Source organism: Amycolatopsis sp. NPDC102522 (assembly GCF_055584485.1).
In genome coordinates, this window is sequence record NZ_JBVJLY010000003.1 from 255,097 (window position 1) to 282,058 (window position 26,962).

Here is a 26,962-nt window from a genome sequence, read left to right on the forward strand (position 1 = left end):
CACCTGGCGCCACGGCGGAGCCAATCTCGTGAAGTTCCCGGCGGACCCGTCAGTAGGGGCTTGAATAGTCCTATGAATAGCCACGCCATCGCCGCCGGGCATGCCGAGCGGCTCGCCACCGTGGACGCCCTGCTCCCGGAAATGCCTGCACTGGAGCCTGCCGAGGGCTCCGTGTCACTCTCCGCGACAGCAGGCGACTCGGCCGCTGCCGGATTGTCGGTACGGACTGAAGCGGGCCCCGATTCTGTTGACTCTCCGTGGCGGGCGCTCGTCGAACATCGGCTCGAAGCCCGGCTCACCGGACCTCGTCCGGAAGCGGCCCTTGACGCATTACTCACCCGATGGGATGAACATCTGAAGGCGGTCGCCCCACCTGGGGATGTCGAAACGGCGGCGACCGTGGTGCGGCCCAGCCGGGATTCGCCCGGCTCGGCCGAATTGCTGCGCCGCGGATTCGCTCCGGTGCTGGTGATCGCGGTCCGCCCGGCCGATCGGCTCGCCGTGACGGGACCGCCCGCCACTCCCGGAGTGCACATCCGGCCCGCCGAAGCGGATGATCTCGAAACCGCCGTCGGGCTCGAGCTGGAATTGCAGCGCTATGACGCGCAGTTCGGTTCGGTCACTTTGCGCGAGGGCGCGGAGGAAGCGATCACCGCGGACCTGTCGAAACAACTGGGGCGGGAAAACCCGACGTTGTGGATCGCCGAGCTGTACGGGCGGCCGCTGGGCATGGTGCGGGTGCAGTTCCCCGGCGAGACGGCGTGGATCGGCAGCCGGGTCGCGGCCGAGAAGGTCGGCTACCTGTCGTCGCTGGCGGTGGCGGAACCGGCGCGGTCGAGCGGGGTGGGGTCGGCGCTCGCCGCGCACGCGCACCAGGTCTTCGACGAATGCGGGACCGAAGCCGTGCTGCTGCACCACGCGCTGGCCAATCCGCGCTCGACCCCGTTCTGGTACGCGCAGGGCTACCGGCCGCTCTGGACGTACTGGCAACGGCGGCCGGCGGTGTACTGATCCCGATAGGCTCTTCCCTGGGAGATCAGGGGGTTTTCTGTGACCAGGGACGATGACGCGGCCCCGGTGGCGCCGACCGGGGTCGACACCGAAAAGCCGTCCGCGGCGAGGATCTACGACTGGTTTCTCGGCGGGACCCACAACTGGGCCGTCGACCGCGAGTTCGCCCGCGCGCTGGAACGGCAGTGGCGGTGGGTGAAGCCGGGCGCGCAGCACAACCGCGAGTACATGAATCGCGTCGTGCGCGCGGCGCTGAACGCCGGGATCCGGCAGTTCGTCGATCTGGGGTCCGGTGTCCCGACAGCCGGGAACGTGCACGAGATCGTCCAGGAAGAGCTGGAGCCGGGCGATGAGGCGAAGGTCGTGTACGTCGACTACGAGCCTGTCGCGGTGGCGCACGCGGAGCTGATCCTCGAACGGCACGAGGCGACAGACTGGGCCGGGATCGTCCACGCGGACATGCGACGGCCGAAGGACGTCCTGCGGCATCCGGAGACGCGGCGGCTGATCGATTTCTCGCAGCCCGTCTGCCTGATGATGATGGCCGTGCTGCATTTCGCCGGGCCGCACGACGATCCGCCCGCGCTGGTCGCGACCTACCGGAACGCGCTGGCGCCGGGCAGCTGGCTGGGGCTTTCGCATATGAGCTTCGGCGGCCAGACCGGTGAGGACGCCGACGGGCTCCGCTGGATGGTCGAGCAGTACCGGAAGACGAGCAACCCGGTGTGGATGCGGGACCGCGAAGAGATCGAGCCGCTCTTCGGGGACTGGCCGCTGCTGGAGCCCGGCGTCGTCCATCTGCCCGAGTGGCGTCCGGTCCGGGAGCTGCGGCGGGACGAGGAAGGCGCCCGGCCGTTCGCCTGGTGCGGGGTCGCCACCCACCCCTGACGTCCGACCTCTGCCGCCGTCGCGTCGCGTTTAGCCCGCTAAACGCGACGCGTTGGGGCACAGGGGTCGGAGGGGTGGGTGATCGCTGACGGCGAACGCGGAAAGGAAACAAACGGGTCGATCGGAGAGTTGAGCTAGTCAGACTCAACTAACCGAGGAGTGCACAGATGACCGACAACCGCCTCCTGCCCGTCCTCCCGCTCGATGACGACGTCGTGCTGCCGGGCATGATCGTCCCGCTCGACCTCGCCGACACGGAGACGCGCGCCGCGGTGGAGTCCGCCCAGGCCAACACGCCTGCCCAGGCTTCTTTCCCGGGGATCCGGTCCGGCGCCGGCGCCAAAGCCGAAGTGCTGATCGTCCCCCGCGTCCACGGCGAGTACGCCGAACTCGGCACCATCGCGACGGTCGAGCGCATCGGCCGCGTGCCCGGCGGCAAGACCGCGGTCCTGCTGCGCGGCACCCGCCGCGCCGTCGTCGGCCGCATCGCCGACGGTCCCGGCGCCGCCCGCTGGGTCCACGCCGAAGTCGCCACCGAGACCACCGACGACAACTCCGCGAAGCTCGCGTCCGAGTACAAGAGCGTCGTCCTCGCGATCCTCCAGCAGCGCGGCGGCTGGCAGATGATCGACGCCGTCCAGGAGGTCGAGGATCCGTCCGCGCTCGCCGACCTCGCGGGCAACTCGTCGTACCTGAACACCGAGCAGAAGCTCGAACTGCTCTCCGCGCTCGATGTCTCGGCACGGCTCGAGAAGGCTCTCGAATGGAGCCGCGAGCAGCTGGCCGAACTCGAGGTCACCGACACGATCCGCAAGGACGTCCAGGAGGGCATGGAGAAGCAGCAGAAGGAGTTCCTGCTGCGCCGCCAGCTCGAAGCGATCCGCAAGGAGCTGGGCGAACTCGACGGCACCGCCAACGACGACGACTACCGCGCCCGCGTCGAGGCCGCCGAACTGCCGGACGCGGTCAAGAAGGCCGCACTGTCCGAAGTGGACAAACTGGAGCGGACCTCCGACCAGTCCCCCGAGGGCGGCTGGATCCGCACCTGGCTGGACACCGTCCTCGAACTGCCGTGGAACGAGCGCACCACCGACGTCCACGACATCGCCGCCGCGCGCGACATCCTCGACGCCGATCACGCCGGTCTCGACGACGTGAAGGAACGCATCATCGAGTACCTGGCCGTCCGCAAGCGCCGCGCGGAGTCCGGTCTGGGTCCGGTCGGCGGACGCCGTTCGGGCGCCGTGCTGGCCCTCGCCGGTCCTCCCGGGGTCGGCAAGACGTCACTAGGCGAGTCCGTGGCGAAGGCGATGGGCCGCAAGTTCGTCCGCGTCGCGCTCGGCGGCATCCGCGACGAGGCCGAGATCCGCGGGCACCGCCGCACCTACGTCGGCGCGCTGCCCGGCCGGATCGTCCGCGCCATCAAGGAAGCGGGTTCGATGAACCCGGTCGTGCTGCTCGACGAGATCGACAAGGTCGGCGCCGACTACCGAGGCGACCCGACGGCCGCGCTGCTGGAGGTGCTGGACCCGGAGCAGAACCACACGTTCCGCGACCACTACCTCGAGGTCGAGCTGGACCTGTCCGACGTCGTGTTCCTCGCGACGGCGAACGCGCTCGAGACCATCCCCGGCCCGCTGCTGGACCGCATGGAGCTGGTCACCCTCGACGGCTACACCGAGCACGAGAAGGTCACCATCGCCCGCGACCACCTGCTCCCCCGCGAGCTGGACCGGGCCGGCCTCGGCAAGGAAGACGTCACGCTGACCGACGGCGCGTTCAGCCGCATCGCGGCCGAGTACACGCGGGAAGCCGGGGTGCGCAACGCGAACCGGACCATCGCGAAGGTGCTTCGGAAGGTGGCGACCAAGGTCGCGCTGGACGAGGTCGCGCTGCCGCTGACGATCGACGCCGACGGGCTCGAGACCTACCTCGGGCGCCCGCGGCACCTGCCGGAGTCCTCGCTGCCCGCGTCGACCCAGCGCACGTCGACGCCGGGTGTGGCGACCGGCCTGGCGGTGACCGGCGCCGGCGGTGACGTCCTCTACATCGAGGCGTCGCTGGCGGATCCGGAATCCGGCTCGACCGGGCTGGCCCTGACCGGCCAGCTGGGCGACGTGATGAAGGAGTCGGTACAGATCGCGTTGTCGTACCTGCGCTCGCACGGCGCGGAGCTGGAACTCCCGGTCGGCGACCTGAAGGACCGCGGCATCCACGTGCACGTCCCCGCGGGCGCGGTGCCCAAGGACGGGCCGAGCGCCGGCATCACGATGACGACCGCGCTGGCGTCCCTGCTTTCGGGCCGGGTCGTGAAATCGGACGTCGCGATGACCGGTGAGGTGTCGCTGACCGGGCGGGTGCTGCCGATCGGCGGGGTCAAGCAGAAGCTGCTGGCCGCGCACCGGGCCGGGATGAAGACGGTGATCATCCCGCAGCGCAACGAGCCGGACCTCGACGACGTCCCGGCCGAAGTGCTGGCGCAGCTGGACGTCCACGCCGTGGCGAACGTCCGCGACGTGCTGGACATCGCGCTGGCCCCGGCGACGGCTCCGGTCGCCCAAGCGGCGTAACGGCGCGAGGCCGAAGCCCCGGATCCTGCCCAGGGTCCGGGGCTTTCGGCGGTTCAGGATCCGGACGAACCCGGACATTAATCGCCCTTAAATTTCATATCACGGTTTGATAACGTAGATTCGTGCCACCCAGCCGGGTGCAGCCCCTGAACCTTGAGAGGGCAAGGTCATGAGTCACGGAATCCTGCCGCCCCTGCGGCCGAGGCGAAGCTGTGTTTCGGCCGGTCAGCTCGTTTGCCTGAGCATTCTCACCGTATTCACCACGGCGCTGACCTTCGCCGGTACGAGTGCGCCGATCGCGGCGGGGATCGCGATCACCCTGCTCGGCGCCGTCCTCCGCCCCGTGCCCGCACGGGCACGCCGATGAACACCACCCTCACCGAGGAATCGGAATTCATGGCGCGGCTACGCGAACTCCGTGACCGAAGCGGCCTCAGCATCCGCGCTCTGGCCGCCGCGACCGGTCAGTCCCGGAGCACCCTGGCCGACACGTTGGCCCGGAACACCTTGCCCGGCAACGAAAACCAGATGCGAGTCCTGGTATGTGCCCTTCTCCGGGCCGTTCCCGGAGAGCCCGGGCTCGACGATTATCTCGCCGACTGGCGTCACCTGATCGGACGTCGTCACCACCGCAATGGCGGATGCGCGCCGCTCGACCGAATACTCGTCGCCTTGGAAATCGCCGAACAACGCGGCGGTGCCGAAGCCCCGGGCCTTCGCAAAGCGAAAGAAATAGTGTTGATCGAGGCTTCCCTACGAAAGTTCCCTCCCACCGGCGAATACGCCGCGAATTCACCTGGAAGTCCCGTTCCGCCCGTAACCTCCCCTCCGCTCCTTCCCGCACCACCACATCAGCGGAGGCACGAGTGAAGCGACGGAATTTCCTGCGCGCGGCCGTGGTCGGCGCCGGCGTCACGGCGTTCGGAAACAGGCTCTCGGGGGCGGCCCTCGCGGCGCCCGCGCAGAACGGACCCAGCCCGTACGGCGCGCTCCAGGCGGCCGACGCGAACGGGATCCAGCTGCCCGCCGGATTCACCAGCCGTGTGATCGCGCGGTCCGGCCAGAAGGTCGCGAGCACCGGATACACCTGGCACAGCGCCCCGGACGGCGGCGCGGTGTTCGCCGACGGCAGCGGCTGGATCTACGTGTCGAACTCGGAGATCACGCCGGGTGGCGGTGCCGGCGCGGTCAAATTCGACGCGAGCGGGACTATCACCGGCGCTCACCGAGTACTGGCGAACACGCGCCAGAACTGCGCGGGCGGCAAGACTCCTTGGAACACTTGGCTTTCCTGTGAGGAGATCGACCTCGGCTTCGTCTACGAGTGCCAGCCGAACGGACCCGCCTCGGCCGCGGTCCAGCGGCCCGCGATGGGGAAGTTCAAGCACGAGGCCGCGGCGGCGGACCCCGTGCGCAAGGCCATCTACCTGACCGAAGACACCACGGACGGCTGCTTCTACCGGTTCGTCCCGACGACCTGGGGTGATCTCTCCGCCGGGACGCTGCAGGTGCTGAAGGCGGGCACGGCGACGTCGGGCAGCTTCACCTGGGCGAACGTGCCCGACCCCGACGGCTCCCCCACCCCCACGCGCAACCAGGTATCCGGCGCGAAGCGGTTCACCGGCGGCGAAGGACTGCACTACGCCAACGACACCGCGTGGTTCACCACCAAGGGCGATAACCGCGTCTGGCAGCTCAACCTGGCGAACAGCACCTACGAACTGGCCTACGACGACTCCCTGGTCAGTCCGGGCTCGGCGCCGCTGACCGGTGTCGACAACGTCACCGGGACCTCGTCGGGTGACCTGTATGTGGCCGAAGACGGCGGCAACATGGAGATCTGCGTCATCACGCCGAACGACATCGTGGCGCCGTTCCTGCGGATCAGCGGCCAGAGCTCGTCGGAGATCTGCGGCCCCGCGTTCACCCCGGCGGGGAACCGGCTGTACTTCTCGTCGCAGCGCGGCACCTCCGGCTCGTCCTCCGGCGGGATCACCTACGAGGTCACCGGCCCCTTCCGGTCCTGAGACAGCGGTGTGGGGCGTCTGGCCAGGCGCCCCACCACCGTCACACATTGGTGCGGTTCTTCTCGCGAACGCGGCTGACCACGAAGAGCGTCAGCGCGATCGCGACGGCGGCGATCACGAAGTACTGGAAGAACCCAGCGTACTCGTCCACCAGGTGCCAGCTCTCCCCGAGGGCGTAGCCGGCCATGACGAACACGGTGTTCCAGATCAGGCTGCCCAGCGTGGTCAGGGCCAGGAACCGCCAGAACGGCATCCGCTCGATCCCGGCGGGCAGGGAGATGAGGCTGCGGAAGATCGGCACCATCCGGCCGAAGAACACCGCCTTGGTGCCGTGCTTCTGGAACCAGGCTTCGGTCTTGTCGAAGTCGGAGGCCTTGACCAGCGGGATCTTCGCCATCCAGCGGCGCGTGCGGTCGCGGCCCAGCAGCAGGCCGAGGTAGTAGACGATGATCGCGCCGGCGACCGATCCGAAGGTCGTCCACAGCAGTGCCTCCGCCAGGGTGAACGTGCCCTGGCTGGCGGAGAACCCGGCGAGCGGAAGGACCAGCTCGCTGGGGATCGGCGGGAACAGGTTGTCCAGCCCGACGATGATCGCGGCCCCCGGGCCGCCCAGTGCGTCCATCAGCGACACCGCCCAGCCGGCGAGGCCGCCCATCGGTTCGCTGGCGGCTTGGGCGAGGAGGAGGTTCATGGCGGCCTTTCGTGGTCGTCTGCAGGTATCAACGAACGTACGAATTGCCCGGGTTCCACACCCTGCGGTGAAGCGGCACAGATCACTGAGGAAAACCGCAGTACCGATCTTCGGGGGCCCCGCTAATCTGGCGTTATGCCTGTTCCGGCCGCTGTGCGCAACTATCTGCGCAAGATGCTCCGCGGCACGCTGGGCCTGGCGATCGGCTCCGTGACCGCGTTCGCGGAGTTCTTCTATGTCCTCTTCGGCGGCGCCGCGCTCGCGATCCCCGCGCTGCGGCGTCCCGTCTTCGCCGGTGCCCGCGTACTGTCCGAAGTGGAAAGAAGACGGCTGGAAAAGTACCTCGGCGACGAGAACGCCACGGACTACACCGGCCGCCGCGCGATGGCCTACCTCGTCCCGCGGTGCGTCATCGGACTGCTCAGTGCCGGGGTCTTCGTCATGGTCCTGTTGGGCGCAGGCTCCGGTGTGGTCATCGCCTATCAGCTTTTCAACGGCCAGTCTCCCGGAGGCGGAGCGCCGGCCGACTGGTACGACCCCGTCACCACGGCACTCTTCGGCTCGCTGCTTGTTTTCCTTTCCCTGCAAGGCCTTCTCGGTGCCGCGACGCTGGACCGCAAGCTGGCGACGCGCTTTTTCGGGCCCAGCAAGAAGGAACAGCTGCGCCGCCGGGTCTCCGAGCTCGCGACCAGCCGGGCGGAGGTGGTCGAAGCGGTCAACGACGAGCGCCGCCGGATCGAACGGGATCTGCACGACGGCGTCCAGCAGCGGCTCGTCGCGCTCGGGATGCTGCTCGGCCGGGCGCGGCGCGCGGGCGATCCGGACCACGCGTCGGATCTGCTCCGGCAGGCACACGAAGAGTCCCAGCGCGCCCTCGAAGACCTGCGCGAGGTCTCGTGGCGGGTGTATCCGATCGCGCTGGACTCGGACGGACTGCACCCCGCGCTGGAGGCGCTCGCGGAACGCTCCGGCGTGCCGGTCCACCTTCGTGTCGACCTGCCGGAACGGCCACCGGCGGCCATCGAGACGGTCGTCTACTTCGTCGCGTCCGAGGCGGTCACCAATACGATCAAGCACGCCGCGGCGACGCGGATCGACATCGAGGCCGAACGGGACGGGGACAGGGTGCGGGTGCGGATCACCGACGACGGCACGGGCGGCGCGAGGGAGTCCGGCGGCGGTCTCTCCGGCCTCGCGCGGCGCGTCGCGGCGGCGGACGGGGAGTTCACCGTGGACAGCCCGCCCGGCGGCCCGACAGTGGTGACGGCGGTACTGCCGTGCGAGTGATCCTCGCCGAGGACTCGACCCTGCTGCGCGAAGGGCTGGTCCGGCTGCTGGTCGAAGAGGGGCACGACGTCGTGGCGTCGGTCGGCGACGGCGAAGCGCTCCTCTCGACGACGGCCGCCTATCAGCCGGATGTGGTCGTCACCGACGTCCGCATGCCGCCCACCCACACCGACGAGGGCCTTCGCGCGGCGCTCGAGATCCGGAAACGCTGGCCGGGGATCGGGGTCCTGGTGCTCTCGCAGTACGTCGAGAAGCGCTACGCCGCCGAGCTGATCACCGGCGACGGCGAACGCGTCGGCTATCTCCTGAAGGACCGGGTCGCCCAGGTGGGCGAATTCCTGGACGCGCTCGACCGGGTCGCCGCGGGCGGGGCGGCGTTCGATCCGGAGGTGGTCCGGCGGCTGCTCGCGCGGACGACGCACACCGATCCGCTCGCGAAGCTGACCGCTCGCGAACGCGAAGTGCTGGAGAAAATGGCGCAGGGCCACACAAACGCCGGGATCGCCGAGTCGCTGTACGTGTCGCAGAGCGCCGTCGAGAAGCACGTGAACGCCATCTTCGACAAGCTCGGACTGGCCAACACCGCCGGCTACAGCCGCCGTGTCCTGGCGATCCTGCGCTACCTCGGCTCCTGACCCCGAGTTGACAGGCAAGTGACGGCTTGCCTATAACTGAGTCGTGGACGGCGACCTGTTCAAGGCGATCGGCGACGCGACGCGACGCACCATCCTGGACGAGCTGACCGAAAAAGACGGTCAGACGCTGTTCGAGATCTGCGGCAGGCTGACCATGAAACACGGCCTGACCTCTTCACGGCAGGCCATCTCGCAGCATCTCGCGATGCTCGAACAGGCCGGCCTCGTGCACACCCGGCGGCAGGGCCGCTACAAGTTCCACCACATCGACACGAGTCCGCTGCGGTCGATCGTCGAGCGGTGGCCCATCGACCGAGAGGAACCGAACCCGTGATCCGCATCAACATCACCAGCGTCTTCGTCGACGACCAGGCCAAGGCACTGGCCTTCTACACCGAGAAGCTGGGGTTCACCAAGAAGCACGACGTGCCCACCGGCGACGCCCGCTGGCTCACCGTGGTCTCCCCCGCCGACCTCGACGGCGTCGAGCTGCTGCTGGAACCGGACGGCCACCCCGCGGCGAAGCCGTTCAAGAAGGCACTGGCCGATGACGGCATCCCGTTCACCCAGTTCGCCGTCGACGACGTGTACGCCGAGGTCGAGCGACTCAAGGGGCTGGGCGTCGAGTTCACCCAGGACGCCGTCGACATGGGGCCGGTAGTCACCGCAGTCTTCGACGACACCTGCGGCAACCTGATCCAGCTCGCCACGATGAAGTAGCCGAAAGCGGGGCCCGGTCCACTGTGGACCGGGCCCCGCTTTGACTTTTCCTTACTGCTGTACCCATTCCACGAGTTCCACGGGCACGCCGTTCGGGTCGGTGACCATGAGGAGACGTTCTCCCCACGGCTCCTCCCGCAGCGGCATCGTGATCTCGACACCTTCGTCGCGCAGGCGCTTCTCCTCGGCTTCGAGGTTCTCGACCGTGAAGGCCACGATCACCCCGGACGCGCGCTGCTGCCGCAGGTTCTCCGGCAAGACCTCGATCCCCGCCTGGAGCAGGACGATGGCCACCTTCGCGGTTTCATGGCCGAGGGAGACGAATCCCTCCGCGGCCATCTGCTCGGTGAAGCCGAAGTGCTCGGTGAAGAAACGGCTGGAGGCGGCGACGTCGTCGACGGTCAGCGAGACGGTGGAGGCAAGGACGTTCATGGGCTATCCCCTTCGGTCGGCGGTGAGTTTTCGATGGAACTGATCGGTCAGTACGACCGGCGGCGCGGGACGCCGGTCGAGCGGCGCACCGGCATCGAGCGGCCGGGGAACGGCTGCTGATGGCGGCGGTCGCTCCGGCGGACCTGGGCGCGGTTGATGCCTTCGTTGCCTTGGGGGATTCGAGCAGTCAAGGACCCTCTTCTCTCTGGTCGGTAGTACGGACGTAAGTTTACATCGGACCTACCGTAAGTCAAGGATATTTTTACGACGGTGGTAAACTTCGCCCATGACCAGCGCGGATGTGGGCTTACGAGAGCTCAAGAAGCAGGAGACACGGCAGCTGATCTCCGACAAGGCGACGCTCCTCTTCATCGAGAAGGGCTTCGAGGAGACGACGATCGCCGAGATCGCCGCGGCGGCGAGGGTCGCGAAGAAGACCGTCACCAACTACTTCGCACGCAAAGAGGACCTGGCACTGGACCAGCACGAAGAGTTCACGAACGGGCTGGCGAACGCCGTCCGGGACAGGAAGGCGGGTGAGTCGGCGCTGGCCGCGCTACGGCGCACCTTCTTGGACGCGGTGGCGGAGCATTCGCCCGTGATCGGCTTCACCGGGACGGCCTTCGCGAAAATGGTGCTGGAGAGCCCGACCCTGACAGCGCGACTGCGTGAACTGCACGAACTGCGGGAGGGGGCGCTCGCCGTCCTGCTCGCGACCGAGACCGGAGCCGCCGCGGACGACGTCACCCCGATCATGGCGGCCGCCGAACTCAACGCGATCGACCGCGTTCTCTTCCGCGAGGTCCTGCGGCGCTCGCATGCCGGCGAGAGCAACGACGAGATCGCCGAAGCGCTGACGAAGGCGACACAGCGGGCTTTCGAGCTACTGGAACCGGCCTTCGGCGACTACGCGATCCGCGTGTAACTCCTAGTGTTCTGTCGGGGGTGACCGCTAGGGTCCGCCTCATGTCTGAGGGGACTTCGTTCGAAGTCATCTGTTGTGAGGGCTGGGATCCGACCGCCCGCGCCCTGGTCGGCAAGCTCACGTCCGACACCGCCCGGGAACGCGATGCAGCCGGAGAGCAGTACGCCGTCGCCCTGGTGCGTCCCGGCGCCGAGGCACCGTCGGTGTTGCTCGAAATCGCGTGGCAGCACCATTTCGCGCGCTGCTGGCACGTCGACGAGCAGGCCAGACGGCGCGCTTCGTTCGAGTACCGCTTGCTCGAAGACGGCACCTTGTTCCTCGTGCGGATCGAGCAATGGACCTACAAATCCCCCGACCAGGAAGAATTCGACAAACAGAACGCCGGGCGCGTGGAGATGTCCTTCGGCCCCGAAGGTGAGGGCTGGCTGCATCAGGCGCCCGATGGCTACGGGGGCGGCTCCAGCAGCGGCCGCGCGCACAAGCCGGTGTCCGAGCTGACCACGCCGAAGCCCGTCTTCGGCGACTGGGAGTCTCTCGCGAACTCGGGGCCGCTGGCCTTCCAGAGCCCGGGCACTCCCGAAATTGATCCGCCGCTTCCCGTCGAAAAGCGTCCTTGGCGGCCGTCCGTTCCGTTGCGGCCCAACAGCATGAAGGAGATGTTCACCGCGGGCACGCGCTTTTCGCTGCGTGAAGACCGCGACCTCGTCGAAGTCGAGCTTCGGGACGCCGGGAAGCTCCGCATGCCCAGCGGCAGGCTCGTCGCCTCGGATCCGGCCTTCCTGGACGCGGAGTCCGACCACTTCACGGTCACGGTCCCGCCCGGGGAGCACCGGGTCGAGCTCGCCATGATCCGCTTCGTCGACGAGCCCGCCCACGAGCGGGTCGCCGCCGCGAAACTCGTCGTCGCCGACGTTCCGGTGAACACCTGGGAGGTCGCGCTCTGGCCGGGTCAGAACGCGCTCTTCCTGGGAGACGGGGAGTTCTACGGCTACGGCGTCGACAGCGGCACGGGCTGCTTCGCCGACGCCACTGCGCTCCCCGAGGAGGTGGACGACGACCTCATGGAGCGGTTCGCCGAGGTGGATCCCCACGTCGACATCACCCCGGACGGCGCGAGCGGCAACATCATCGCGTTCGCCACCGGCTGGGGAGACGGGAGCTATCCGACCTGGATCGGCCGAGCCGCCGACGGCACCCCGGCCTGCTTCGTGACCGACATGCTGGTGCTCAACCGCGCGCGGGTTCTCACGGCTTGACGTAGAGAAGCATGTCCCGTGCGGTCCCGCCGATCTCCTGATGGGCGGGTAGCAGTCCTTCACGCCGGTAGCCAGCTTTCTCCGCCGCGCGAAGGGAACCACGGTTCCACGGCTCGATGTACAGCTCGATCCGCTCGACGCCGGGGACGGTCCGGGCGAAGCCGGTGATCGCCTTGAGCGCGTCGGTCGCGAAGCCGTGTCGCCGGTGCCGCGGCGAGACCGAATAGCCCACGATCCCGACGCCTTCGGACAGTTTCCTCAGCCAGAGGCCGATCGTGCCGACCGCGGTCTCGTCGGCGGTGATCACGAAAGGGAAGCCCCGCCCCTCGACGTGACGGGTCTGCTGCCGCCGTACCCAGTCTTCGGCTTCCCTGCCGGTCGGGTGCGCGGGCAGGCTGCCGATGAGCGGCACATAGGGGTCTTCGCCGAGTTCGAGGGCGAGCTGGACGTCGGTGTCGGCGAATTCGCGCAGGACAACGGATCCGTGGGCCGGCGGCGTCGCGGGCCAGGGCAGCGGCTCGGTCATCGGCACATTCTTGTCGGTGGGCGGCGGTACGGTCTGGCTCATGCGTGAACTGATCGTCACGGAGAACAGCACGATCGACGGCGTGATCGAGCTGACGGGCGACTGGTTCAGCCCGGGCGGCGGTGATCAGGGGCTCCTGGCCGCGCTCCGCGAACAACGTGAGAACGCCGACGCGTTCCTGGTCGGACGCGTCACCTTCGAAGACATGCGCGACTACTGGCCGAAACAGACCGAGGACACGACAGGGATCTCGGCTTATCTGAACTCAGTGAGCAAGTACGTGGTCTCCAGCACGCTGACCGAGCCGGAGTGGGAAAACACGACAGTTCTCTCCGGCGGGCTGCGTTCGGAGATCGAGAGGCTGAAGGCCGCCGAGGGAAAGGACATCGTGACCACCGGCAGCATCTCGCTAGTGCGGGCGCTCATCGCCGAGGGGCTCGTCGACGAGTACCGGCTGTTCGTCTACCCCGTCGTGGCCGGGGAAGGCCGCCGCCTGTTCGAAGGCGCCACCGGCGTTCCTAAGCTTCGGCTGGTGGAGGAACGGCCGTTCGCTTCGGGGATCGTGCTGCTGCGCTACCGGGCTCGGTAGGGTCGGCGTAGCGGCGGGAGAACGACGGAGGTGGCGATCATGGTCGACGCGTCGAAGTTCACCGCCGAGGTGTTCCGCCTCGCGGCGGAACGGCCCGGCGCCTCGCCGCGGCTGACCCGGGCGGCGGGCTGCGTCCGGGACGGCAAGTTCAGCTGGGACGACGTCGCCGGTGGGAAGTGCGAACATCCGCTCGCGCAGGCCCTGTTCGCGCCCAAGGCCCAGGAGAAGCTGTGGCCACAGCTCGCCGAGATCGCCGAGAGCCTCGAATCAGCCCCCGAAGCGGCCCCCGCACCGGTGGCCGCACCCCGGCGCGCGCGAAAAGCGCCGACGACGGACGACGACTTCAGTGAGCACACCTACCTGGAGGACCTGGCCGAGCCGAACAGCCATCCGGCCTGGCCGCAGCGGCGGGATCGAGGCCGGTGAGCGCGGGGTCGCACGAACAAGAGCGGCCCCGTGACCAGGTCACGGGGCCGCTCTGTGTGGCGAGTGAGGGATTCGAACCCCCGAAGGCGTAGCCGTCTGATTTACAGTCAGATCCCTTTGGCCGCTCGGGCAACTCGCCGTGGCCGGGCAAGCCCGGTCGAGACGAAAGAATACCCAATGCCATGGCGGGCCGGTCAACCGGGTTCCGCAGGGCTAGGGTGGAAGCTCCTGACAAGCGAGTACGAGGTGTGAGAACACGTGGCGGATCCCTCTTTCGACGTGGTGAGCAAGGTCGATCGCCAGGAGGTGGACAACGCCCTGAACCAGGCCAGCAAGGAACTCGGTACACGGTTCGACTTCCGGGGTACCGGGACCAAGATCGACTGGTCCGGTGAAGAGGCGATCGCGATCGAGTCCGAGACCGAAGAGCGCGCGCTGGCGGCGGTCGAGGTGTTCAAGGAGAAGCTGATCAAGCGCAACATCTCCTTGAAGGCGTTCGAGGCGGACGAGCCGGCGTTGTCCGGCAAGATCTACAAGGTGGGCGGCAAGATCCTGCAGGGGATCGCGTCGGACAAGGCGAAGCAGATCGCCAAGTTCATCCGCGACGAGGGCCCCAAGGGTGTCCAGGCGCAGATCCAGGGCGACCAGCTGCGGGTGTCCGGCAAGAAGAAGGACCAGCTGCAGGACGTGATCGCCTTGCTCAAGGGCAAGGACTTCGAGATCGCGCTGCAGTTCACGAACTACCGCTGACAGCGGCGGGGAAGGCCACCTTCGGAAAGTCGCGAAGGTGGCCTTCGTCATACCTACGACCCCGTGACCGTCCAGGTCCCGTCGCCTTCCACCGAGAGGTAAGCCGGGCCGGACACGGGCACGGTGCCCTTGTAGTCGCCGAGCTGGTTCACGGGGAGATCCGAGTAGTCGCTGCTGTGCACCCACACCGCGGTGCGGCCGCTGTTCTTGGTGGTGACGGCGACGGACGAGACGGCGTCAGGCACCGCGAAGACCGCTTCGCTCTTGCCTGAGAGGGGTTTGCCCGGTTCGAGCACGGGCAGGCCGCTCTCGTCGGTGATGGTCAGCGTCCAGGCGGCGTTGGCCTTGATGGTGAACGTCTTCGCCTGGTAGCCGGGCATGTCGTTGATCCACTGCGTGCCCTTGTACGGGCCGATGTCGTTGACGATCAGCTCGTTCTCGGTGTTGACCGCGACGTGCCCGGAGCATTTCGGGCAGTCGAAGGTCACGAAGCCGAGGCGCGTCGGCCAGGTCATGGGGACCGACGCGTTCCCCTTGCCCGAGTGCTTCTCCGCCGGCTGCGGGCCGGGGCGCGGGGTGGTGGTGGACGTCGGCGGCGGCTCGGGGGTCTCCGACTGCGAGCGCAGCCCTTCCGGGGCGGCGGCCCGCGGGACGACCCTGCCCGTGTTCGCGGGCGAGCAGGCCATCAGGCCGACGGTCAGCAGCACGGCGGCCGACGCCGCGCACAAGCGCCTGATCACGGACTCCCCCTAGTTGTTCAGTCATGGGATCTTCGCCGACCGATAGCCCAGCGTTACCGGACCACCCGGCCGAGCGATTCAGGCCACCCGTGCGTGGGTTTCTGCCGCAACGCCTTCGCTGGAGTCCGAAATGGACAAATGTCCGTGTTGTAATCCGGCGATCGCGTTCGAGGAAGGTCCCGATGAAGCGCCGTTTCCGCTCCGCACTCGCTCTCACGCTGTCACTCACCGTGATCGCGTCGCTGTTCACCTCCGCGCAGGCCGCGGAGCAACAACAGCTCGTGCCCGGCTACGGCTCGTATGCCCGGCTCATCCGCCTGGAGCATTCCGCGATCGGCAAAGGCCGCATCCTCGCGTCGCTGACCAGCGAAGACGCGGGCGGCAAGTTCACGCCGATCATGGAGAGCACCGACGAGGGCCAGACCTTTCACAAGATCGGCGAGGTCCGCGACCGTGACGGCCGCTACGGCATGTGCTGCGGGACGCTGTACGAACTGCCGCAGCGTGTCGGCAGGCTGCGAGCGGGCACCCTGTTGTGGGCCGCGAGTTACCGTCAGGACGCCGGTCCGCAGCGGCGGATCGGCATCAAGATCTGGTACAGCCGCGACGCCGGCCGCACCTGGTCGTTCCTGTCCGAAGCCGCGCGCTCGCACAACCACGACGGCATCTGGGAGCCGGAGTTCGTCGTCGACGCGGGCGGCACGCTGTGGCTGCACTACGCCGACGAGACCGAGGCGCCGCAGTTCGCACAGGTGATGAACCGGGTCGCCTCCACCGACGGAGTGAACTGGGGCACCAAGCAGCGCACGATGGCCATCCCGCCGCATCGGGTGCGGCCGGGGATGCCGATCATCCGCCGCCTCCCCGACGGCCGGTACTACCTGGCCTACGAGATCTGCAACTACGGCAACCGCTACTGCGACCCGTACTTCAAGATCTCCTCCGACGGCGCCAACTGGGGCGATCCGCTCGACCCGGGCACCCGGGTCAACACCGCCAGCGGCAACTACTTCCAGCACGCCCAGACGATCGCGCTGTTCCCCGGCGGCCCGAACGGGGTCCGGCTGGTGATGGTCGGGCAGATCTACACCGACGCCGCCGGGGTCCCGCAGGACAGGAACGGCCAGGTCCTGCTCGCCAACGACAACTTCGGCGCGGGGAACTGGTACGAACTGCCGGCGCCGGTGCACATCACCGGGATCCACAACAACTTCTGCCCCAACTACAGCTCGACACTGCTGCCGGTGGACGGCGGCAAGAACGTGCTGCAGATCTCCACCGAGTACAACCTGGGCTGCAAGGCGTACTTCGCGAAGGGTCCGGCGTTCTGATCCACCCGGTAGTGTGAGTCGTCGAGAGAACGGCTACGGAGCGGGGGCTGCGGATGAAGGGCATCGTGCTGGCGGGGGGCAGTGGGACGCGGTTGCATCCCATCACCCAGGCGATCTCGAAACAGCTGTTGCCGGTCTACGACAAACCGATGATCTACTACCCGATCTCGGTGCTGATGTTCGCCGGGATCCGCGAGATCCTGATCATCTCGACCCCTGTCGACCTGCCGCACTTCCGGCGGCTGCTCGGCGACGGCAGCCAGTTCGGGCTCAGCTTCAGCTACGCCGAACAGGCGGCCCCCAGCGGGCTGGCCGAGGCGTTCATCATCGGCGCGGACTTCGTCGGCGATGACGACGTCGCGCTCGTGCTCGGCGACAACATCTTCTACGGCCAGGGGTTTTCCAGCCGGTTGCAGGCCGCCGCGACCGCGCTCGACGGCTGCGTGCTGTTCGGCTACCCGGTGAAGGATCCGCAGCGCTACGGCGTCGGCGAGATCGACGCCGACGGCAAGCTCATCTCCATCGAGGAAAAGCCCGAGAAGCCGAAGTCGAACAAGGCCATCACCGGCCTGTACTTCTACGACAACCAGGTCGTCGAAATCGCCCGTGACCTCAAGCCCTCGCCGCGCGGCGAGCTGGAGATCACCGACGTCAACCTCACCTACCTGCGGCAGGACCGCGCGACCCTGGTCGACCTCGGCCGCGGGTTCGCCTGGCTCGACACCGGCACGCACGACTCGCTGCTGGAGGCGGGCCAGTTCGTGCAGGTCCTCGAGCACCGGACGGGCGTCCGGATCGCCTGTCTCGAGGAGGTCGCGCTGCGGATGGGCTTCATCGACGCGGACCAGTGCTTCGCGCTCGGCGCGAAGCTGGCGAAGTCCGGCTACGGCGAATATCTGATGAACGTCGCGCGCACGCAGGGTGCTACCGGCTGAACAGGTGCTCCCGCAGGGTGTCCCCGGTGTAGTCGGTCCGGAAGACGCCCCGGTCCTGGAGATGCGGGACGACGTCGTCGACGAAAGCGTCCAGGCCGCCCGGGGTCAGGTGCGGGACCAGCACGAATCCGTCGGCGGCGTCGCTCTGGACGTACTCGTCGATCGATTCCGCGACCTGGCGGGCGGTGCCGACGAACTGCTGGCGCGCGGTCACCTCGATGACCAGTTCGCGGATCGAAAGCTTCTTGTCCTCCGCGATCGCCCGCCATTTCGCGGCCACCGCGAGGGGATCCTTCTCGTGCCGGACGCGGCCCCAGGTCAGCGGTTCGGCGTCGGGGTCCGGGTCGATCTCGGGCAGCGGGCCGTCGGCGTCGTAGGCGGAGAGGTCGCGGCTCCAGACCTGTTCGAGGAACTGGATCGCGGTGGCCGGGCGGACCTGCTGGTAGCGGATCTCCCGTGCGTACTCGTGCGCGTCCTCCTCGGTGTCGCCGAGGACGAACGTCGCGGCGGGCATGATCAGCAGCTCGCCGAGCTCACGGCCGTGGGCGGGCAGTCGCCGTTTGACGTCGGCGTAGAACTCCTTGCCGCTTTCGAGCGAACCGTGGCGGCTGAAGATGACGTCGGCGGTCTTGGCGGCGAATTCCCTGCCCTCGTCGGAATCCCCGGCCTGGATGACGATCGGCTGTCCTTGCGGTGTCCTCGGGACGGTGAATTGGCCGCGGATGTCGAATTGCGGTCCACTGTGGACGAAGCTGTCGATGCCGCTGGCGAAGACGCCGTTCTCCTTGTCTCCCACCACAGCGTCGGGCGCCCAGCTGTCCCAGAGTTCCCGCACGGTGGCGAGGAACTCTTCGGCGCGGCGGTAGCGGTCCTCGCGTTTCAGGAAACCGCCCCGGCGGAAGTTCTGCCCCGTCCACCCGTCCGGTGAGGTGACGACGTTCCACGCGGCGCGACCGCCGGAGAGGTGGTCGATGCTCGCGACCTGCCGCGCGACCTCGTACGGCTCGTTGAAGGTCGACGACAGCGTGCCCGCGAGGCCGAGCCGGGTGGTGACCGCGGACAGCGCGGCCAGGACGGTGGTGGTGTTCGGCCGCCCGACGACGTCGGAATCGAGGATCTTGCCCGCGTGCTCGCGCAGGCGGAGGCCCTCGGCGAGGAACAGGAAGTCGAACTTGCCCCGCTCGGCCGTGCGCGCGAGGTGTTCGAAGGACGAAAAGTCGATTTGACTACCCGATCGTGGGTCGCTCCACACGGTCGTGTTGTTGACGCCGGGGAAATGTGCGGCGAGTTTGACCTGCTTGGGCATCTGTCACGCCTCCGCGTACTGGTTGGCGGCGATCCCGAGGCCGAGATGGTCGCGCAGGGTGGTGCCGGTGTAGGTCTGCCGGAACGCGCCCGCGGCCTGGAGCGCGGGGACGGTCTCGGCGGTGAAGAGCGCCAGGTCGTCGGGCAGGACGGCGGGCCGGAGGTGGAAGCCGTCGAGGCCACCCGACGCGGCGAGGCGGGGTAGTTCGGTGGCGAGGTCGGCGGGAGTGCCGGTGAAGCTCAGGCCCGGCGGGAAGGGCGCGTAGGCCTCCAGCGCGCGACGGCGGTCGATGGCCTCCTGCTCGGTCTCGGCGAGCACGATCGACAGGCCGGCCAGGAGTTTGGCGTCCGGGAAGCGCTCGCGAGCGCCTCGGATCTCGTCGATCAGGACGACGTCGGCGCCGTGCGCGTACGGCGAGTCGCCGTATACCGCGACGACGGGGTGGCCCTGCGGCGGGCGCGGCGTGATCGAAGGTCCCTTGATGCTGAAGAAGCGGCCTTCGAAGTCGACGTAATGCAGCTTTTCGCGGTCGATGAAGCGGCCCGACGGCTCGTCGCGGATGATCGCGCCGTCCTCCCAGCTGTCCCAGAGGCGCGCGAGGACGTCGACGACCTCGGCGTTCTCAGCTTCGGCGTCCACCTCGGACGACAGCGTGCGCCTGCCGAAGTGCGCGACCTCGGCTTCGGTGCGCGAAGGCACCGCGAGGACGCCTGCGCGGCCGCGGCTCGCGAAGTCGAGCGAAGCGACGGCGGTCGAGAGGTGGAACGGCTCGGTGTGGGTGGTGGTGACCGTCGGGACGAGGCCGATCCCGCTGGTCGCGGGGGCTAACGCGGCGAAGGTCAGCAGGGCGTCGAGCCGGCCTCGGACGACCTCCTCGCCGCCGGGCTGGAGCGCGAGGGTGTCGTCGAGGGTGACGAAGTCGAGCGAAGCCGCTTCGGCGAGCTTCGCGTGGGCTAGGTAGTGGGCGGCGGTGAACAAGGCGGCCGGGCGGACGTCGGACACCCGCCAGGCGGCCGGATGCTGCCCGGCCCCGTCGAGCGCGACCCCGAGGTGCAACTGCTGTGCGGAACCCATGCCCGGGGAACCCCCTGGCCCAGCCCCCGATTCCCGCTCCCACGAGGTGAGACATCGCGTTTAGCCCGCTAAACGCAGGTCGGGGCGGGGGTCAGAAGGGGCGGCGGGCCATTTCTTCCAGGCGCCGGATGCGTTCGTCCATGGGCGGGTGGGTCGAGAAGAGTTTGGTGAGGCCACCGCTCGGGCGGAACGGGTTCGCGATCATGAGGTGCGACTGCGACACCAGCTTCGGCTCCGGCACGAGCGGCGCCGCGCGCGTCCCCCTGTCGAGTTTCCGCAGCGCCGACGCCAAGCCGAGCGGGTCGCCGGTGAGTTCCGCGCCCGACGCGTCGGCCTGGTACTCCCGCGACCGGCTCACGCCGAGCTTCACGACGGCGGCCGCGATCGGCCCGATCAGCACCAGGAGCAGCGCGACCAGCGGGCTGTCGCCGTCTTCGCGGTCGTTGCCGCCGAAGACGCTCGCGAACATCGCGATGTTGGCGATCACGCTGATCACGCTCGCCAGCGCGCCCGCGACACACGAAATGAGGATGTCGCGGTTGTAGACATGCGACAGTTCGTGCCCGAGCACGGCCCGCAGCTCGCGCTCGTCGAGCAGGCCGAGGATGCCGGTGGTGCAGCACACCGCCGCGTGCCGGGGGCTGCGGCCGGTGGCGAAGGCGTTCGGGGCCTGTGTGGGGCTGATGTAGAGCCTCGGCATCGGCTGCCGCGCGGTGGTCGCGAGTTCGCGCACGATCCGGTACATCGCGGGCTGCTCGGCCTCCGAAACCGGCCGGGCGAGCATGGCCCGCAGGGCCAGTTTGTCGGAGTTGAAGTAGGCGTACGCGTTGACGCCGAGCGCCACGATCAGGCCGATGACCAGCGCGCCCCGCCCGAAGAAGCCGCTGACCCCGACGATGATCGCGGACAGCACGCCGAGCAGGACGACGGTCTTGAGCCCGTTCTGGTGTTTGCGCACGGCGTCCTGCTCCTTTCTCTCTCCGGGTTTGGGGGTTACTCATCGGAAACAACGCGATCGGGGGACGCGAAGTTCCTTCGCGGGCCCGGATCGCGGGTTATCGTCGAACCCCGGAACGATCATGGGGAGGCGCCCGTGCGAGGACCCGAACTGAGCCGCCGAGCCCTGTTCACGCTGGCCGCGGCCGGTGCTTCCGCGGTCGCGTTCGCCCCGGCGGCCAGAGCCGAGAAAGTGCTCGTCATCGAGGTCGGGGGCGCCCCGGAGGCGGTCGCGGTGAATTCCGTCACCGGCTTCGCCTACGTCTCGGACCCGGCCACCGGCACGGTCGTCGTCCTCGACTCGCGCAGCGGCACTGTCAGCGAGGTGATCCCGGTCGGCGGCGAGCCCGCCGGCCTGGCCGTGGACACCGTCACCAACCGGGTCTACGTCGCCAACCCGCCCGGCGGGACGGTCCTCGTCCTCGACGGGCTGACCAACGAGGTCGTCAGCGTGGTGCCCGCCGGGCCGGGCGCGTCCGATGTCGACGTCGACGAGCAGGCGAACCGCGTCTACGCGGTCAGCGACCTCACCGGGACGCTCGCCGTCCTCGACAGCGTCGGCTGCCGACTGCTGAACCTGGTCCCCGGCCCCACGCGGGCGTTGGCGTCGACGGCAATCGACAGCGGGCGCAAGCTCGCCTACTGCACCAGCCCGGACACGGACTCGCTGGAGGTCTACGACATCGGCGCGGGGAAGTTCACCGGCGGGATCCCGGTCGGACAGTCACCGACCGGGGTCGCCGTGCACCGCGGTTCCGGGACGGTGTTCGTCGCGAATTCGGCGATCCATCATCTGTCTGTTGTGGACGGTGGCGCACGCAAGGAGAAGGCGACCGTGCTGCTGCGCTCGGAGTCTTCGGCGGTCGCGGTCCACGAAGGATCGAACACCGTCTACACCAACGGAGGCCCCAACGGCGTCGCCCGGATCGACGGCGTGACGAGCTTGCTCACCGGCGACCTGTCACTCGGCGTGAACCCCGGCGCGGTCGCGATCGACCAGCGCACCCGGACGGTGTACGTGACGGATCCCTTGCGCGGCAGGGTTTCCTTGATCAGGGATTTCTGAGTTCTCACGTGGAGTAACTCCGGGTATACCGTCGGAAGCATGAAACTCGGTTTGCAGATCCCGGACCTCACGTGGCCGAACGGTGCGAGCACGCTGGGCGCCGATCTGGCCGCCGTCGCCAGGAAGGCCGACGAAGCGGGCTTCGACTCCATCGCCCTGATGGACCACTTCTTCCAGATCTCGGTGGTCGGACCGCCCGAGAACGACATGATCGAGGCCTACACCGCGCTCGGTTTCCTCGCCGCGCACACCGAACGCGCGAAGCTGCTCACCGTCGTCACCGGTGTGCACTATCGCGAGCCCGGCCTGCTGGCGAAGGCGATCACGACGCTCGACGTCCTTTCCGGCGGCCGCGCCATTCTCGGGATCGGCGCGGGCTGGAACGAAGAGGAATCGCGCGGGCTCGGCTTCCCGTTCCCGTCCACCGCGGAGCGGTTCGAGCGACTGGAAGAGACGCTTCGGTACGTCCGGCAGATGTGGAGTGACGACGACGGTCCCTTCCAGGGCAAGCATTATCAGGCCGACAGGCTGCTGAACGTGCCGCAGGCGCTGTCGAAGCCGCATCCGCCGATCATGATCGGGGGCGGCGGGGAGAAGAAGACGCTGCGGTTCGTCGCGAAATACGGCGACATGTGCAATCTCTTCAACGGCCCGGACCTCGAACGCAAACTCGACGTGCTCAAGCAGCACTGCGAAAACGAGGGCCGCGACTACGCCGAGATCACCAAGACCGTCTATCACACCCTCGACATCGGGCCGAAGGGCGAGAAGACCGGCGAACTGAACGACGCGCTCGGCAAGCTGGCCGAACTCGGCGTCGACGTCGCGATCGGGTCCATTCCCGGGCTTCCCGACCTCGACCTCGTCGAAAAGATCGGCGCGGACGTCATCCCGGTCGCGGAAAAGCTCTGACGGCACTCGCCCACCCCGCCCGCCGCGGGCATGATGGCGGGGTGAGCGAGTACGCATTGCGTGGCGGACTGCAACCGGACGTGTCGGCCGTGGCCGCCGTTCTGGCGCACCATGGTGTCGAGGGGCCGGACGGGAAGGCTCCCGGCGAGGCGCTGCTCTTCGCCGTGTCCGGCGGGATCGGGGCCGGCTACATCCTGTGGGACTTCGCGCACGAGACGATGTCGACGGTCGTGTTCGGTTTCCGCGCGCGCTGGCAGTATCCCCAGGAGTGGCTGAAGTCCACTGTGGACCGTCTCGGGCTCGGCATCGACATCCACACCACCGGTGGCAAACGCGCCGCCGCGAAACGGCTCACCGCCGACCTCGCGGCGGGGCGGCCGGTGATCGTCCTTCCCGACCGCGAGTCGCTCGGCTACTGGCAGCTTCCGCCGGAGATGTCCGGCGGTGGCGGCCATTTCGTCGTCGCGTACGGCGAAGAGGACGGCAGGGTGCTCGTCGACGACCGAAACCTCGCCCCGCTGACGGTCGACAGGAAGACGTTCGACGCCGCGCGCGGTCGCGTCGGCTCGTACAAGAATCTGCTCGCGACGATCACTCCCGGCGAGGTCCCTGACTGGCAGGCGGCCGTGCGCGGCGGGCTGACGGACTGCGCGCGGAACCTCTCGGCGCCGTCGAAGTCGTTCTCGCTGCCCGCGTGGGAACGCTGGGCGAAGGCGATGACCGACGAACGTGACCCGAAGGGCTGGCCGCGCGCGTTCGGCGAGCGGCGGGGGCTCGTCGGAGCACTGTTCAACGTCTGGGAAAGCGTCACCCCGGCCGGGATGGAGGGCGGGCATCTGCGCGGGCTGTTCGCCGACGCGCTCACCGAGGCCGCCGGTCTGCTCGAACTCCCGGCGCTGGCCGAACAGGCGTCGACCTGGCGCGGGATCGGGGAACGCTGGGCAGAACTGGCCGAGGCCGCCGTCCCGGCACCGGCGGCGGAGTTCGCCTGGGTCCGAGGGCTGGTCAGTGCGGTGTCGGCGGGTGTCCGCGAAGGCGACGCGGGGCAGGACGCGGCCGCGGAGGCAGCCACGGAGATGTGGAAGCTGCGCGCGCACTACAACGACGAGACGCCGTTCACCGACGTCGAGGCCCGCGAACTCTTCGCCGCGATGAGCACGATGATCCGGGACATCCACACCGCCGAGACCGCCGCGATCCGCGAGCTCTCCAAAACCCTGATGGAGTGAACCGGGCCGGTACCCGTTGCGCCGCGCGGCCGGAACACCGCGCGATCGTTGAAGATCCACTTCGTGCACGCACATCCGCTGGGGACGATCGGTGCGAGTCCCGCTTCCGAGATCCACCTCTACCGTCATCGCCTGCGTGTCACCGACCTGGATCACCTCGGTCACGTCGGGAACGTGCGGCTGCTGGACTACTTCCAGGAAGCCCAGGTCGCGATGCTCGACCCCCGGCGTGAGCGGGTCTTCCAGACGAAAGGACCGGCTTTTCTGATCGCGAAGCACAACGTCAGCTACGTGCGGCGGCTGACGTTCCGCGACCACCCCGTCGAGGTGGAGACCGTGGTCGGGCGGATCGGGACCTGCGACATCGTGGTCAACAGCAGGCTGCGCGACGAGAAGGCCGTCTACGCGCGCTGCCGCACCATCTGGGTCGCGTGCACCTTGCCCGAAGGCGGCACGCGACGCCTCGACGACGAGGAACGCGAGCGGCTGACGCGGTTCAGCGACGTGATCGACGAGATCGCCTGAACGATTTTTTAACCGTTTATGCTCCATTTCCCGCAGCACCGGAAAACGGCTGGGCCATTCAGCGGCTGATCATCGTGCTTTTGGGCCGGTACCTTCGAAAGAAGCTCTCTTCCCCTGCTGAGCTCCCCGGAGGTATTTCATGCCACGGCCGAAGTCTGTCCGCTTTCTCGCGCCCTTGGTCGGCGCCCTGCTCCTGACCGGCGGGGTGGCCGCCACCGCCGCACCCGCCAGCGGCGGTGAAGACCCCCGGTTCATCCGCCTGGCCAGCAGGACCTTCGATCCGCTCAGCCAGCGGACAGCCGCGAGCCAGAACTGGACGGGCTCCTATCTGCTCCAGGTCCGGAGCACGCTGACCGACGCGCAGCGCGGGCAATTGCGCGCACTCGGCGTGCGAATCGGGACCTACATTCCCGATTTCGCCTACGTGGTCCGCCTCAAGCAAGAGAACCGTGAATCGATCGCGAAATTGAGTTTCGTCCGCTGGCTCGGTGAATACCGGCCTGCCGACAAGACGGAAATCTCGGTGGCCGGGACGGGTAGTTATCTGGTGACGCTGGTCGAATCGGACGCGCGGGACCAGCGGGCGGTGGCCGAGCGGATCCTGCGGCTCGGCGGGAGCGTCGAGGCGATTTCGCAGAGCGGGCAGCACCTCGTCGCCACCCTCGGCTCCGGCCAGGTCGCGACCGTGGCGCAGGGCGCCGAGGTGCTCGCGGTCGGCGCGATCACCGCACCCGAGACCGACATGGCCAACGCCAGGGAGAGCGGCGGCGCGAACTACATCGAGAGCGCCGGCGGCTACCGCGGTCAGGGCGTGCGCGGCGAGGTGATGGACGGCGGCCTGCGCGCCACCCACCAGGAGTTCAAGGCGCGGCCGACCGTGCCGCACGGCTCGAACTCGACCGACACCAGCCACGGCACCTCGACGTACGGCCAGATCTTCGCCTCCGGGGTGAGCGCGCCGCAGCGCGGCCTGCTGCCCGAGGGCCAGGGCATCTTCGCCACCTACAACAAGCCGGACCGCTACGCCCACACCAAGGAACTGGTCGACCCGGCCGGCAAGTACCGCGCGGTGTTCCAGAGCAACAGCTGGGGCGGCGGGCTGACGACGGCGTACAACTCGGTCTCGGCCGAGCTCGACAAGATCGTCTTCGACCACGACCTGCTGATCTGCCAGTCGCAGAGCAACGCGGGGAGCCAGCAGTCGCGGCCGCAGGCCTGGTCGAAGAACGTGCTCTCGGTCGGCGGGCAGTACCACTACAACACGCTCAGCCGCACCGACGACAAGTGGAGCGGCGGGGCCAGCATCGGCCCGGCCGCCGACGGCCGGATCAAACCGGAGCTGTCGAACTACTACGACAAGATCGACACCACGTCTTCGGGCAGTGACACCTCGTACACGACGTCGTTCGGCGGCACGAGCGGCGCGACCCCGATCACCTGCGGAAACGCCGGTCTGCTGTTCCAGATGTGGGCCGACGGCGTGTTCGACGGCACCCCCGGCAAGGGCCGCGACGTCTTCACCAGCCGCCCGCACGCCGCGACCGCGAAGGCGCTGCTGATCAACGGGGCCGACCAGTTCGCGTTCAGCGGCACCTCGCACGACATGACCCGCACGCACCAGGGCTGGGGCACCGCGAACGTGCGGTACCTGCACGAACAGGCCAAGGCGAACGGGTGGAAGCTGCCGGTGCTGGTCAACGAGACGGACCTGCTGGGCACCGGGCAGGCCAAGAAGTACACGGTCGCGGTGAACGGGTCGAAGCAGTTCAAGGCGACGCTGGCCTACACCGACCCGGCCGGCTCGCCGAGCGCGTCGGTCACCCGGGTCAACGACCTGACGCTGAAGGTCACCGCGCCGGACGGGACCGTCTACTACGGCAACAACGGGCTGAAGGCGGGCAACTTCTCGACCGCGGGCGGTTCGCCGAACACCGTCGACACGGTGGAGAACGTCATCCTCGAGAAGCCCGCCGCCGGTACCTGGACGGTGGAGGTCGTGGCGACGCAGGTGAACGCCGACGGGCACCCGGAGACGTCGGCGACCGACGCGGACTACGCCCTGGTGGTTTCTTGACGCTGTGAGCGGCGCCACTGGTGCCCCTTTCCGTAAATGCG

30 protein-coding genes and 1 tRNA gene are annotated in these 26,962 nt (G+C 68.4%); 22 read left to right on the top strand and 9 right to left on the bottom strand.

Features of this window, described 5'->3' with window-relative positions; all coding sequences use genetic code 11:
- The first annotated feature begins 72 nt into the window (after nucleotides 1–72).
- From ACZ6YV_RS11405 to ACZ6YV_RS11430, 6 genes are all read left to right on the top strand, one after another.
- Nucleotides 73–1,011 (top strand): GNAT family N-acetyltransferase, encoded by a 939-nt coding sequence (locus tag ACZ6YV_RS11405; protein ID WP_465509485.1) that lies wholly within the window; start codon nucleotides 73–75, stop codon nucleotides 1,009–1,011.
- A 39-nt stretch (nucleotides 1,012–1,050) separates the two neighbouring features.
- Complete coding sequence (locus ACZ6YV_RS11410; RefSeq protein ID WP_465509486.1) at nucleotides 1,051–1,899, top strand: SAM-dependent methyltransferase; 849 nt, start codon at nucleotides 1,051–1,053, stop codon at nucleotides 1,897–1,899.
- Between the two features lie 167 nt (nucleotides 1,900–2,066).
- Nucleotides 2,067–4,469, top strand: a complete 2,403-nt coding sequence (gene lon, locus ACZ6YV_RS11415; RefSeq protein ID WP_465509487.1) for an endopeptidase La — start codon at nucleotides 2,067–2,069, stop codon at nucleotides 4,467–4,469.
- 169 nt (nucleotides 4,470–4,638) lie between these two features.
- Nucleotides 4,639–4,836, top strand: a complete 198-nt coding sequence (locus ACZ6YV_RS11420; protein WP_465509488.1) for a hypothetical protein — start codon at nucleotides 4,639–4,641, stop codon at nucleotides 4,834–4,836.
- Nucleotides 4,833–5,339, top strand: coding sequence for a helix-turn-helix domain-containing protein (locus ACZ6YV_RS11425; RefSeq protein WP_465509489.1), 507 nt, complete (start codon nucleotides 4,833–4,835; stop codon nucleotides 5,337–5,339). Before ACZ6YV_RS11420 ends, ACZ6YV_RS11425 begins: the two co-directional genes overlap by 4 nt.
- Nucleotides 5,336–6,496 (top strand): alkaline phosphatase PhoX, encoded by a 1,161-nt coding sequence (locus ACZ6YV_RS11430; protein ID WP_465509490.1) that lies wholly within the window; start codon nucleotides 5,336–5,338, stop codon nucleotides 6,494–6,496. The genes ACZ6YV_RS11425 and ACZ6YV_RS11430 overlap by 4 nt, the downstream gene beginning before the upstream one ends.
- 40 nt (nucleotides 6,497–6,536) lie before the next feature.
- Here the strand turns inward: ACZ6YV_RS11430 and ACZ6YV_RS11435 are convergent, their stop codons facing one another.
- Nucleotides 6,537–7,187 carry a DedA family protein gene (locus ACZ6YV_RS11435; protein ID WP_465509491.1) on the bottom strand — a complete coding sequence of 217 codons (651 nt, stop codon included), beginning with the start codon at nucleotides 7,185–7,187 and terminating at the stop codon, nucleotides 6,537–6,539.
- A gap of 135 nt (nucleotides 7,188–7,322) precedes the next feature.
- Between ACZ6YV_RS11435 and ACZ6YV_RS11440 the strand changes: the two genes are divergently transcribed.
- From ACZ6YV_RS11440 to ACZ6YV_RS11455, 4 genes are read left to right on the top strand one after another with little or no spacing between them, the layout of a single operon-like run.
- Entirely contained in the window at nucleotides 7,323–8,474 is a 1,152-nt protein-coding gene (locus tag ACZ6YV_RS11440; protein WP_465509492.1) for a sensor histidine kinase, read from the top strand.
- Complete coding sequence (locus tag ACZ6YV_RS11445; RefSeq protein WP_465509493.1) at nucleotides 8,465–9,109, top strand: response regulator; 645 nt, start codon at nucleotides 8,465–8,467, stop codon at nucleotides 9,107–9,109. Before ACZ6YV_RS11440 ends, ACZ6YV_RS11445 begins: the two co-directional genes overlap by 10 nt.
- Nucleotides 9,110–9,152: 43 nt before the next feature.
- A complete protein-coding gene (locus tag ACZ6YV_RS11450) occupies nucleotides 9,153–9,443 on the top strand; it encodes an ArsR/SmtB family transcription factor (protein WP_465509494.1) in 291 nt (96 codons plus the stop codon).
- Nucleotides 9,440–9,829 carry a VOC family protein gene (locus ACZ6YV_RS11455; protein ID WP_465509495.1) on the top strand — a complete coding sequence of 130 codons (390 nt, stop codon included), beginning with the start codon at nucleotides 9,440–9,442 and terminating at the stop codon, nucleotides 9,827–9,829. Before ACZ6YV_RS11450 ends, ACZ6YV_RS11455 begins: the two co-directional genes overlap by 4 nt.
- Before the next feature lie 51 nt (nucleotides 9,830–9,880).
- Here ACZ6YV_RS11455 and ACZ6YV_RS11460 read toward each other — a convergent pair whose 3' ends face one another.
- Both ACZ6YV_RS11460 and ACZ6YV_RS11465 read right to left on the bottom strand, forming a co-directional pair.
- Nucleotides 9,881–10,261: a VOC family protein gene (locus ACZ6YV_RS11460; RefSeq protein ID WP_465509496.1), complete on the bottom strand. Its 381-nt coding sequence runs from the start codon at nucleotides 10,259–10,261 to the stop codon at nucleotides 9,881–9,883.
- Between the two features lie 47 nt (nucleotides 10,262–10,308).
- Entirely contained in the window at nucleotides 10,309–10,452 is a 144-nt protein-coding gene (locus ACZ6YV_RS11465; protein WP_465509497.1) for a hypothetical protein, read from the bottom strand.
- Between the two features lie 95 nt (nucleotides 10,453–10,547).
- Between ACZ6YV_RS11465 and ACZ6YV_RS11470 the strand changes: the two genes are divergently transcribed.
- Nucleotides 10,548–11,186, top strand: a complete 639-nt coding sequence (locus ACZ6YV_RS11470) for a TetR/AcrR family transcriptional regulator (protein WP_465509498.1) — start codon at nucleotides 10,548–10,550, stop codon at nucleotides 11,184–11,186.
- A gap of 41 nt (nucleotides 11,187–11,227) precedes the next feature.
- On the top strand, nucleotides 11,228–12,442 hold the full coding sequence (locus ACZ6YV_RS11475) for a DUF4241 domain-containing protein (protein WP_465509499.1): 1,215 nt from the start codon (nucleotides 11,228–11,230) through the stop codon (nucleotides 12,440–12,442).
- Here ACZ6YV_RS11475 and ACZ6YV_RS11480 read toward each other — a convergent pair.
- Complete coding sequence (locus ACZ6YV_RS11480; RefSeq protein WP_465509500.1) at nucleotides 12,432–13,010, bottom strand: GNAT family N-acetyltransferase; 579 nt, start codon at nucleotides 13,008–13,010, stop codon at nucleotides 12,432–12,434. The two genes, ACZ6YV_RS11475 and ACZ6YV_RS11480, sit on opposite strands and share 11 nt — an antisense overlap.
- Between ACZ6YV_RS11480 and ACZ6YV_RS11485 the strand changes: the two genes are divergently transcribed.
- Together ACZ6YV_RS11485 and ACZ6YV_RS11490 are read left to right on the top strand one after the other, a co-directional pair.
- Nucleotides 13,009–13,557, top strand: coding sequence for a dihydrofolate reductase family protein (locus ACZ6YV_RS11485; RefSeq protein WP_465509501.1), 549 nt, complete (start codon nucleotides 13,009–13,011; stop codon nucleotides 13,555–13,557). The two genes, ACZ6YV_RS11480 and ACZ6YV_RS11485, sit on opposite strands and share 2 nt — an antisense overlap.
- A 39-nt stretch (nucleotides 13,558–13,596) precedes the next feature.
- The gene (locus ACZ6YV_RS11490) at nucleotides 13,597–13,983 is read left to right on the top strand and encodes a hypothetical protein (RefSeq protein ID WP_465509502.1); all 387 of its coding nucleotides are present in this window, start codon (nucleotides 13,597–13,599) and stop codon (nucleotides 13,981–13,983) included.
- Nucleotides 13,984–14,040: 57 nt separating this feature from the next.
- Here ACZ6YV_RS11490 and ACZ6YV_RS11495 read toward each other — a convergent pair.
- Nucleotides 14,041–14,122, bottom strand: a tRNA-Tyr gene (locus tag ACZ6YV_RS11495).
- 119 nt (nucleotides 14,123–14,241) lie between these two features.
- On the opposite strand from ACZ6YV_RS11495, the gene ACZ6YV_RS11500 reads away from it, so the two are divergent.
- Nucleotides 14,242–14,733, top strand: coding sequence for a YajQ family cyclic di-GMP-binding protein (locus ACZ6YV_RS11500; protein WP_020633257.1), 492 nt, complete (start codon nucleotides 14,242–14,244; stop codon nucleotides 14,731–14,733).
- 53 nt (nucleotides 14,734–14,786) lie between these two features.
- Here the strand turns inward: ACZ6YV_RS11500 and ACZ6YV_RS11505 are convergent, their stop codons facing one another.
- Nucleotides 14,787–15,473, bottom strand: coding sequence for a hypothetical protein (locus ACZ6YV_RS11505; RefSeq protein ID WP_465509503.1), 687 nt, complete (start codon nucleotides 15,471–15,473; stop codon nucleotides 14,787–14,789).
- A 182-nt stretch (nucleotides 15,474–15,655) separates the two neighbouring features.
- On the opposite strand from ACZ6YV_RS11505, the gene ACZ6YV_RS11510 reads away from it, so the two are divergent.
- Both ACZ6YV_RS11510 and rfbA read left to right on the top strand, forming a co-directional pair.
- A complete protein-coding gene (locus ACZ6YV_RS11510; RefSeq protein WP_465509504.1) occupies nucleotides 15,656–16,804 on the top strand; it encodes a sialidase family protein in 1,149 nt (382 codons plus the stop codon).
- A 53-nt stretch (nucleotides 16,805–16,857) separates the two neighbouring features.
- Entirely contained in the window at nucleotides 16,858–17,739 is an 882-nt protein-coding gene (gene rfbA, locus ACZ6YV_RS11515; RefSeq protein ID WP_465509505.1) for a glucose-1-phosphate thymidylyltransferase RfbA, read from the top strand.
- On the opposite strand, the gene ACZ6YV_RS11520 is transcribed toward rfbA, so the two are convergent.
- The 3 genes from ACZ6YV_RS11520 to htpX all read right to left on the bottom strand — a co-directional run bounded on the left by ACZ6YV_RS11520 (nucleotide 17,729) and on the right by htpX (nucleotide 21,077).
- Nucleotides 17,729–19,045 carry an NtaA/DmoA family FMN-dependent monooxygenase gene (locus tag ACZ6YV_RS11520; RefSeq protein ID WP_465509506.1) on the bottom strand — a complete coding sequence of 439 codons (1,317 nt, stop codon included), beginning with the start codon at nucleotides 19,043–19,045 and terminating at the stop codon, nucleotides 17,729–17,731. The genes rfbA and ACZ6YV_RS11520 overlap by 11 nt on opposite strands.
- Nucleotides 19,046–19,048: 3 nt before the next feature.
- A complete protein-coding gene (locus ACZ6YV_RS11525; protein ID WP_465509507.1) occupies nucleotides 19,049–20,119 on the bottom strand; it encodes an LLM class flavin-dependent oxidoreductase in 1,071 nt (356 codons plus the stop codon).
- Between the two features lie 91 nt (nucleotides 20,120–20,210).
- Entirely contained in the window at nucleotides 20,211–21,077 is an 867-nt protein-coding gene (gene htpX, locus ACZ6YV_RS11530) for a zinc metalloprotease HtpX (RefSeq protein ID WP_465509508.1), read from the bottom strand.
- 135 nt (nucleotides 21,078–21,212) lie between these two features.
- On the opposite strand from htpX, the gene ACZ6YV_RS11535 reads away from it, so the two are divergent.
- From ACZ6YV_RS11535 to ACZ6YV_RS11555, 5 genes are all read left to right on the top strand, one after another.
- Complete coding sequence (locus ACZ6YV_RS11535; protein ID WP_465509509.1) at nucleotides 21,213–22,181, top strand: YncE family protein; 969 nt, start codon at nucleotides 21,213–21,215, stop codon at nucleotides 22,179–22,181.
- A 39-nt stretch (nucleotides 22,182–22,220) separates the two neighbouring features.
- Entirely contained in the window at nucleotides 22,221–23,093 is an 873-nt protein-coding gene (locus ACZ6YV_RS11540) for an LLM class F420-dependent oxidoreductase (RefSeq protein WP_465509510.1), read from the top strand.
- A 41-nt stretch (nucleotides 23,094–23,134) separates the two neighbouring features.
- Nucleotides 23,135–24,322 (top strand): BtrH N-terminal domain-containing protein, encoded by a 1,188-nt coding sequence (locus ACZ6YV_RS11545; RefSeq protein ID WP_465509511.1) that lies wholly within the window; start codon nucleotides 23,135–23,137, stop codon nucleotides 24,320–24,322.
- Between the two features lie 63 nt (nucleotides 24,323–24,385).
- Nucleotides 24,386–24,847 carry an acyl-CoA thioesterase gene (locus tag ACZ6YV_RS11550; protein WP_465509512.1) on the top strand — a complete coding sequence of 154 codons (462 nt, stop codon included), beginning with the start codon at nucleotides 24,386–24,388 and terminating at the stop codon, nucleotides 24,845–24,847.
- A 139-nt stretch (nucleotides 24,848–24,986) separates the two neighbouring features.
- A complete protein-coding gene (locus ACZ6YV_RS11555; protein WP_465509513.1) occupies nucleotides 24,987–26,921 on the top strand; it encodes a S8 family serine peptidase in 1,935 nt (644 codons plus the stop codon).
- Nucleotides 26,922–26,962 lie beyond the last annotated feature (41 nt).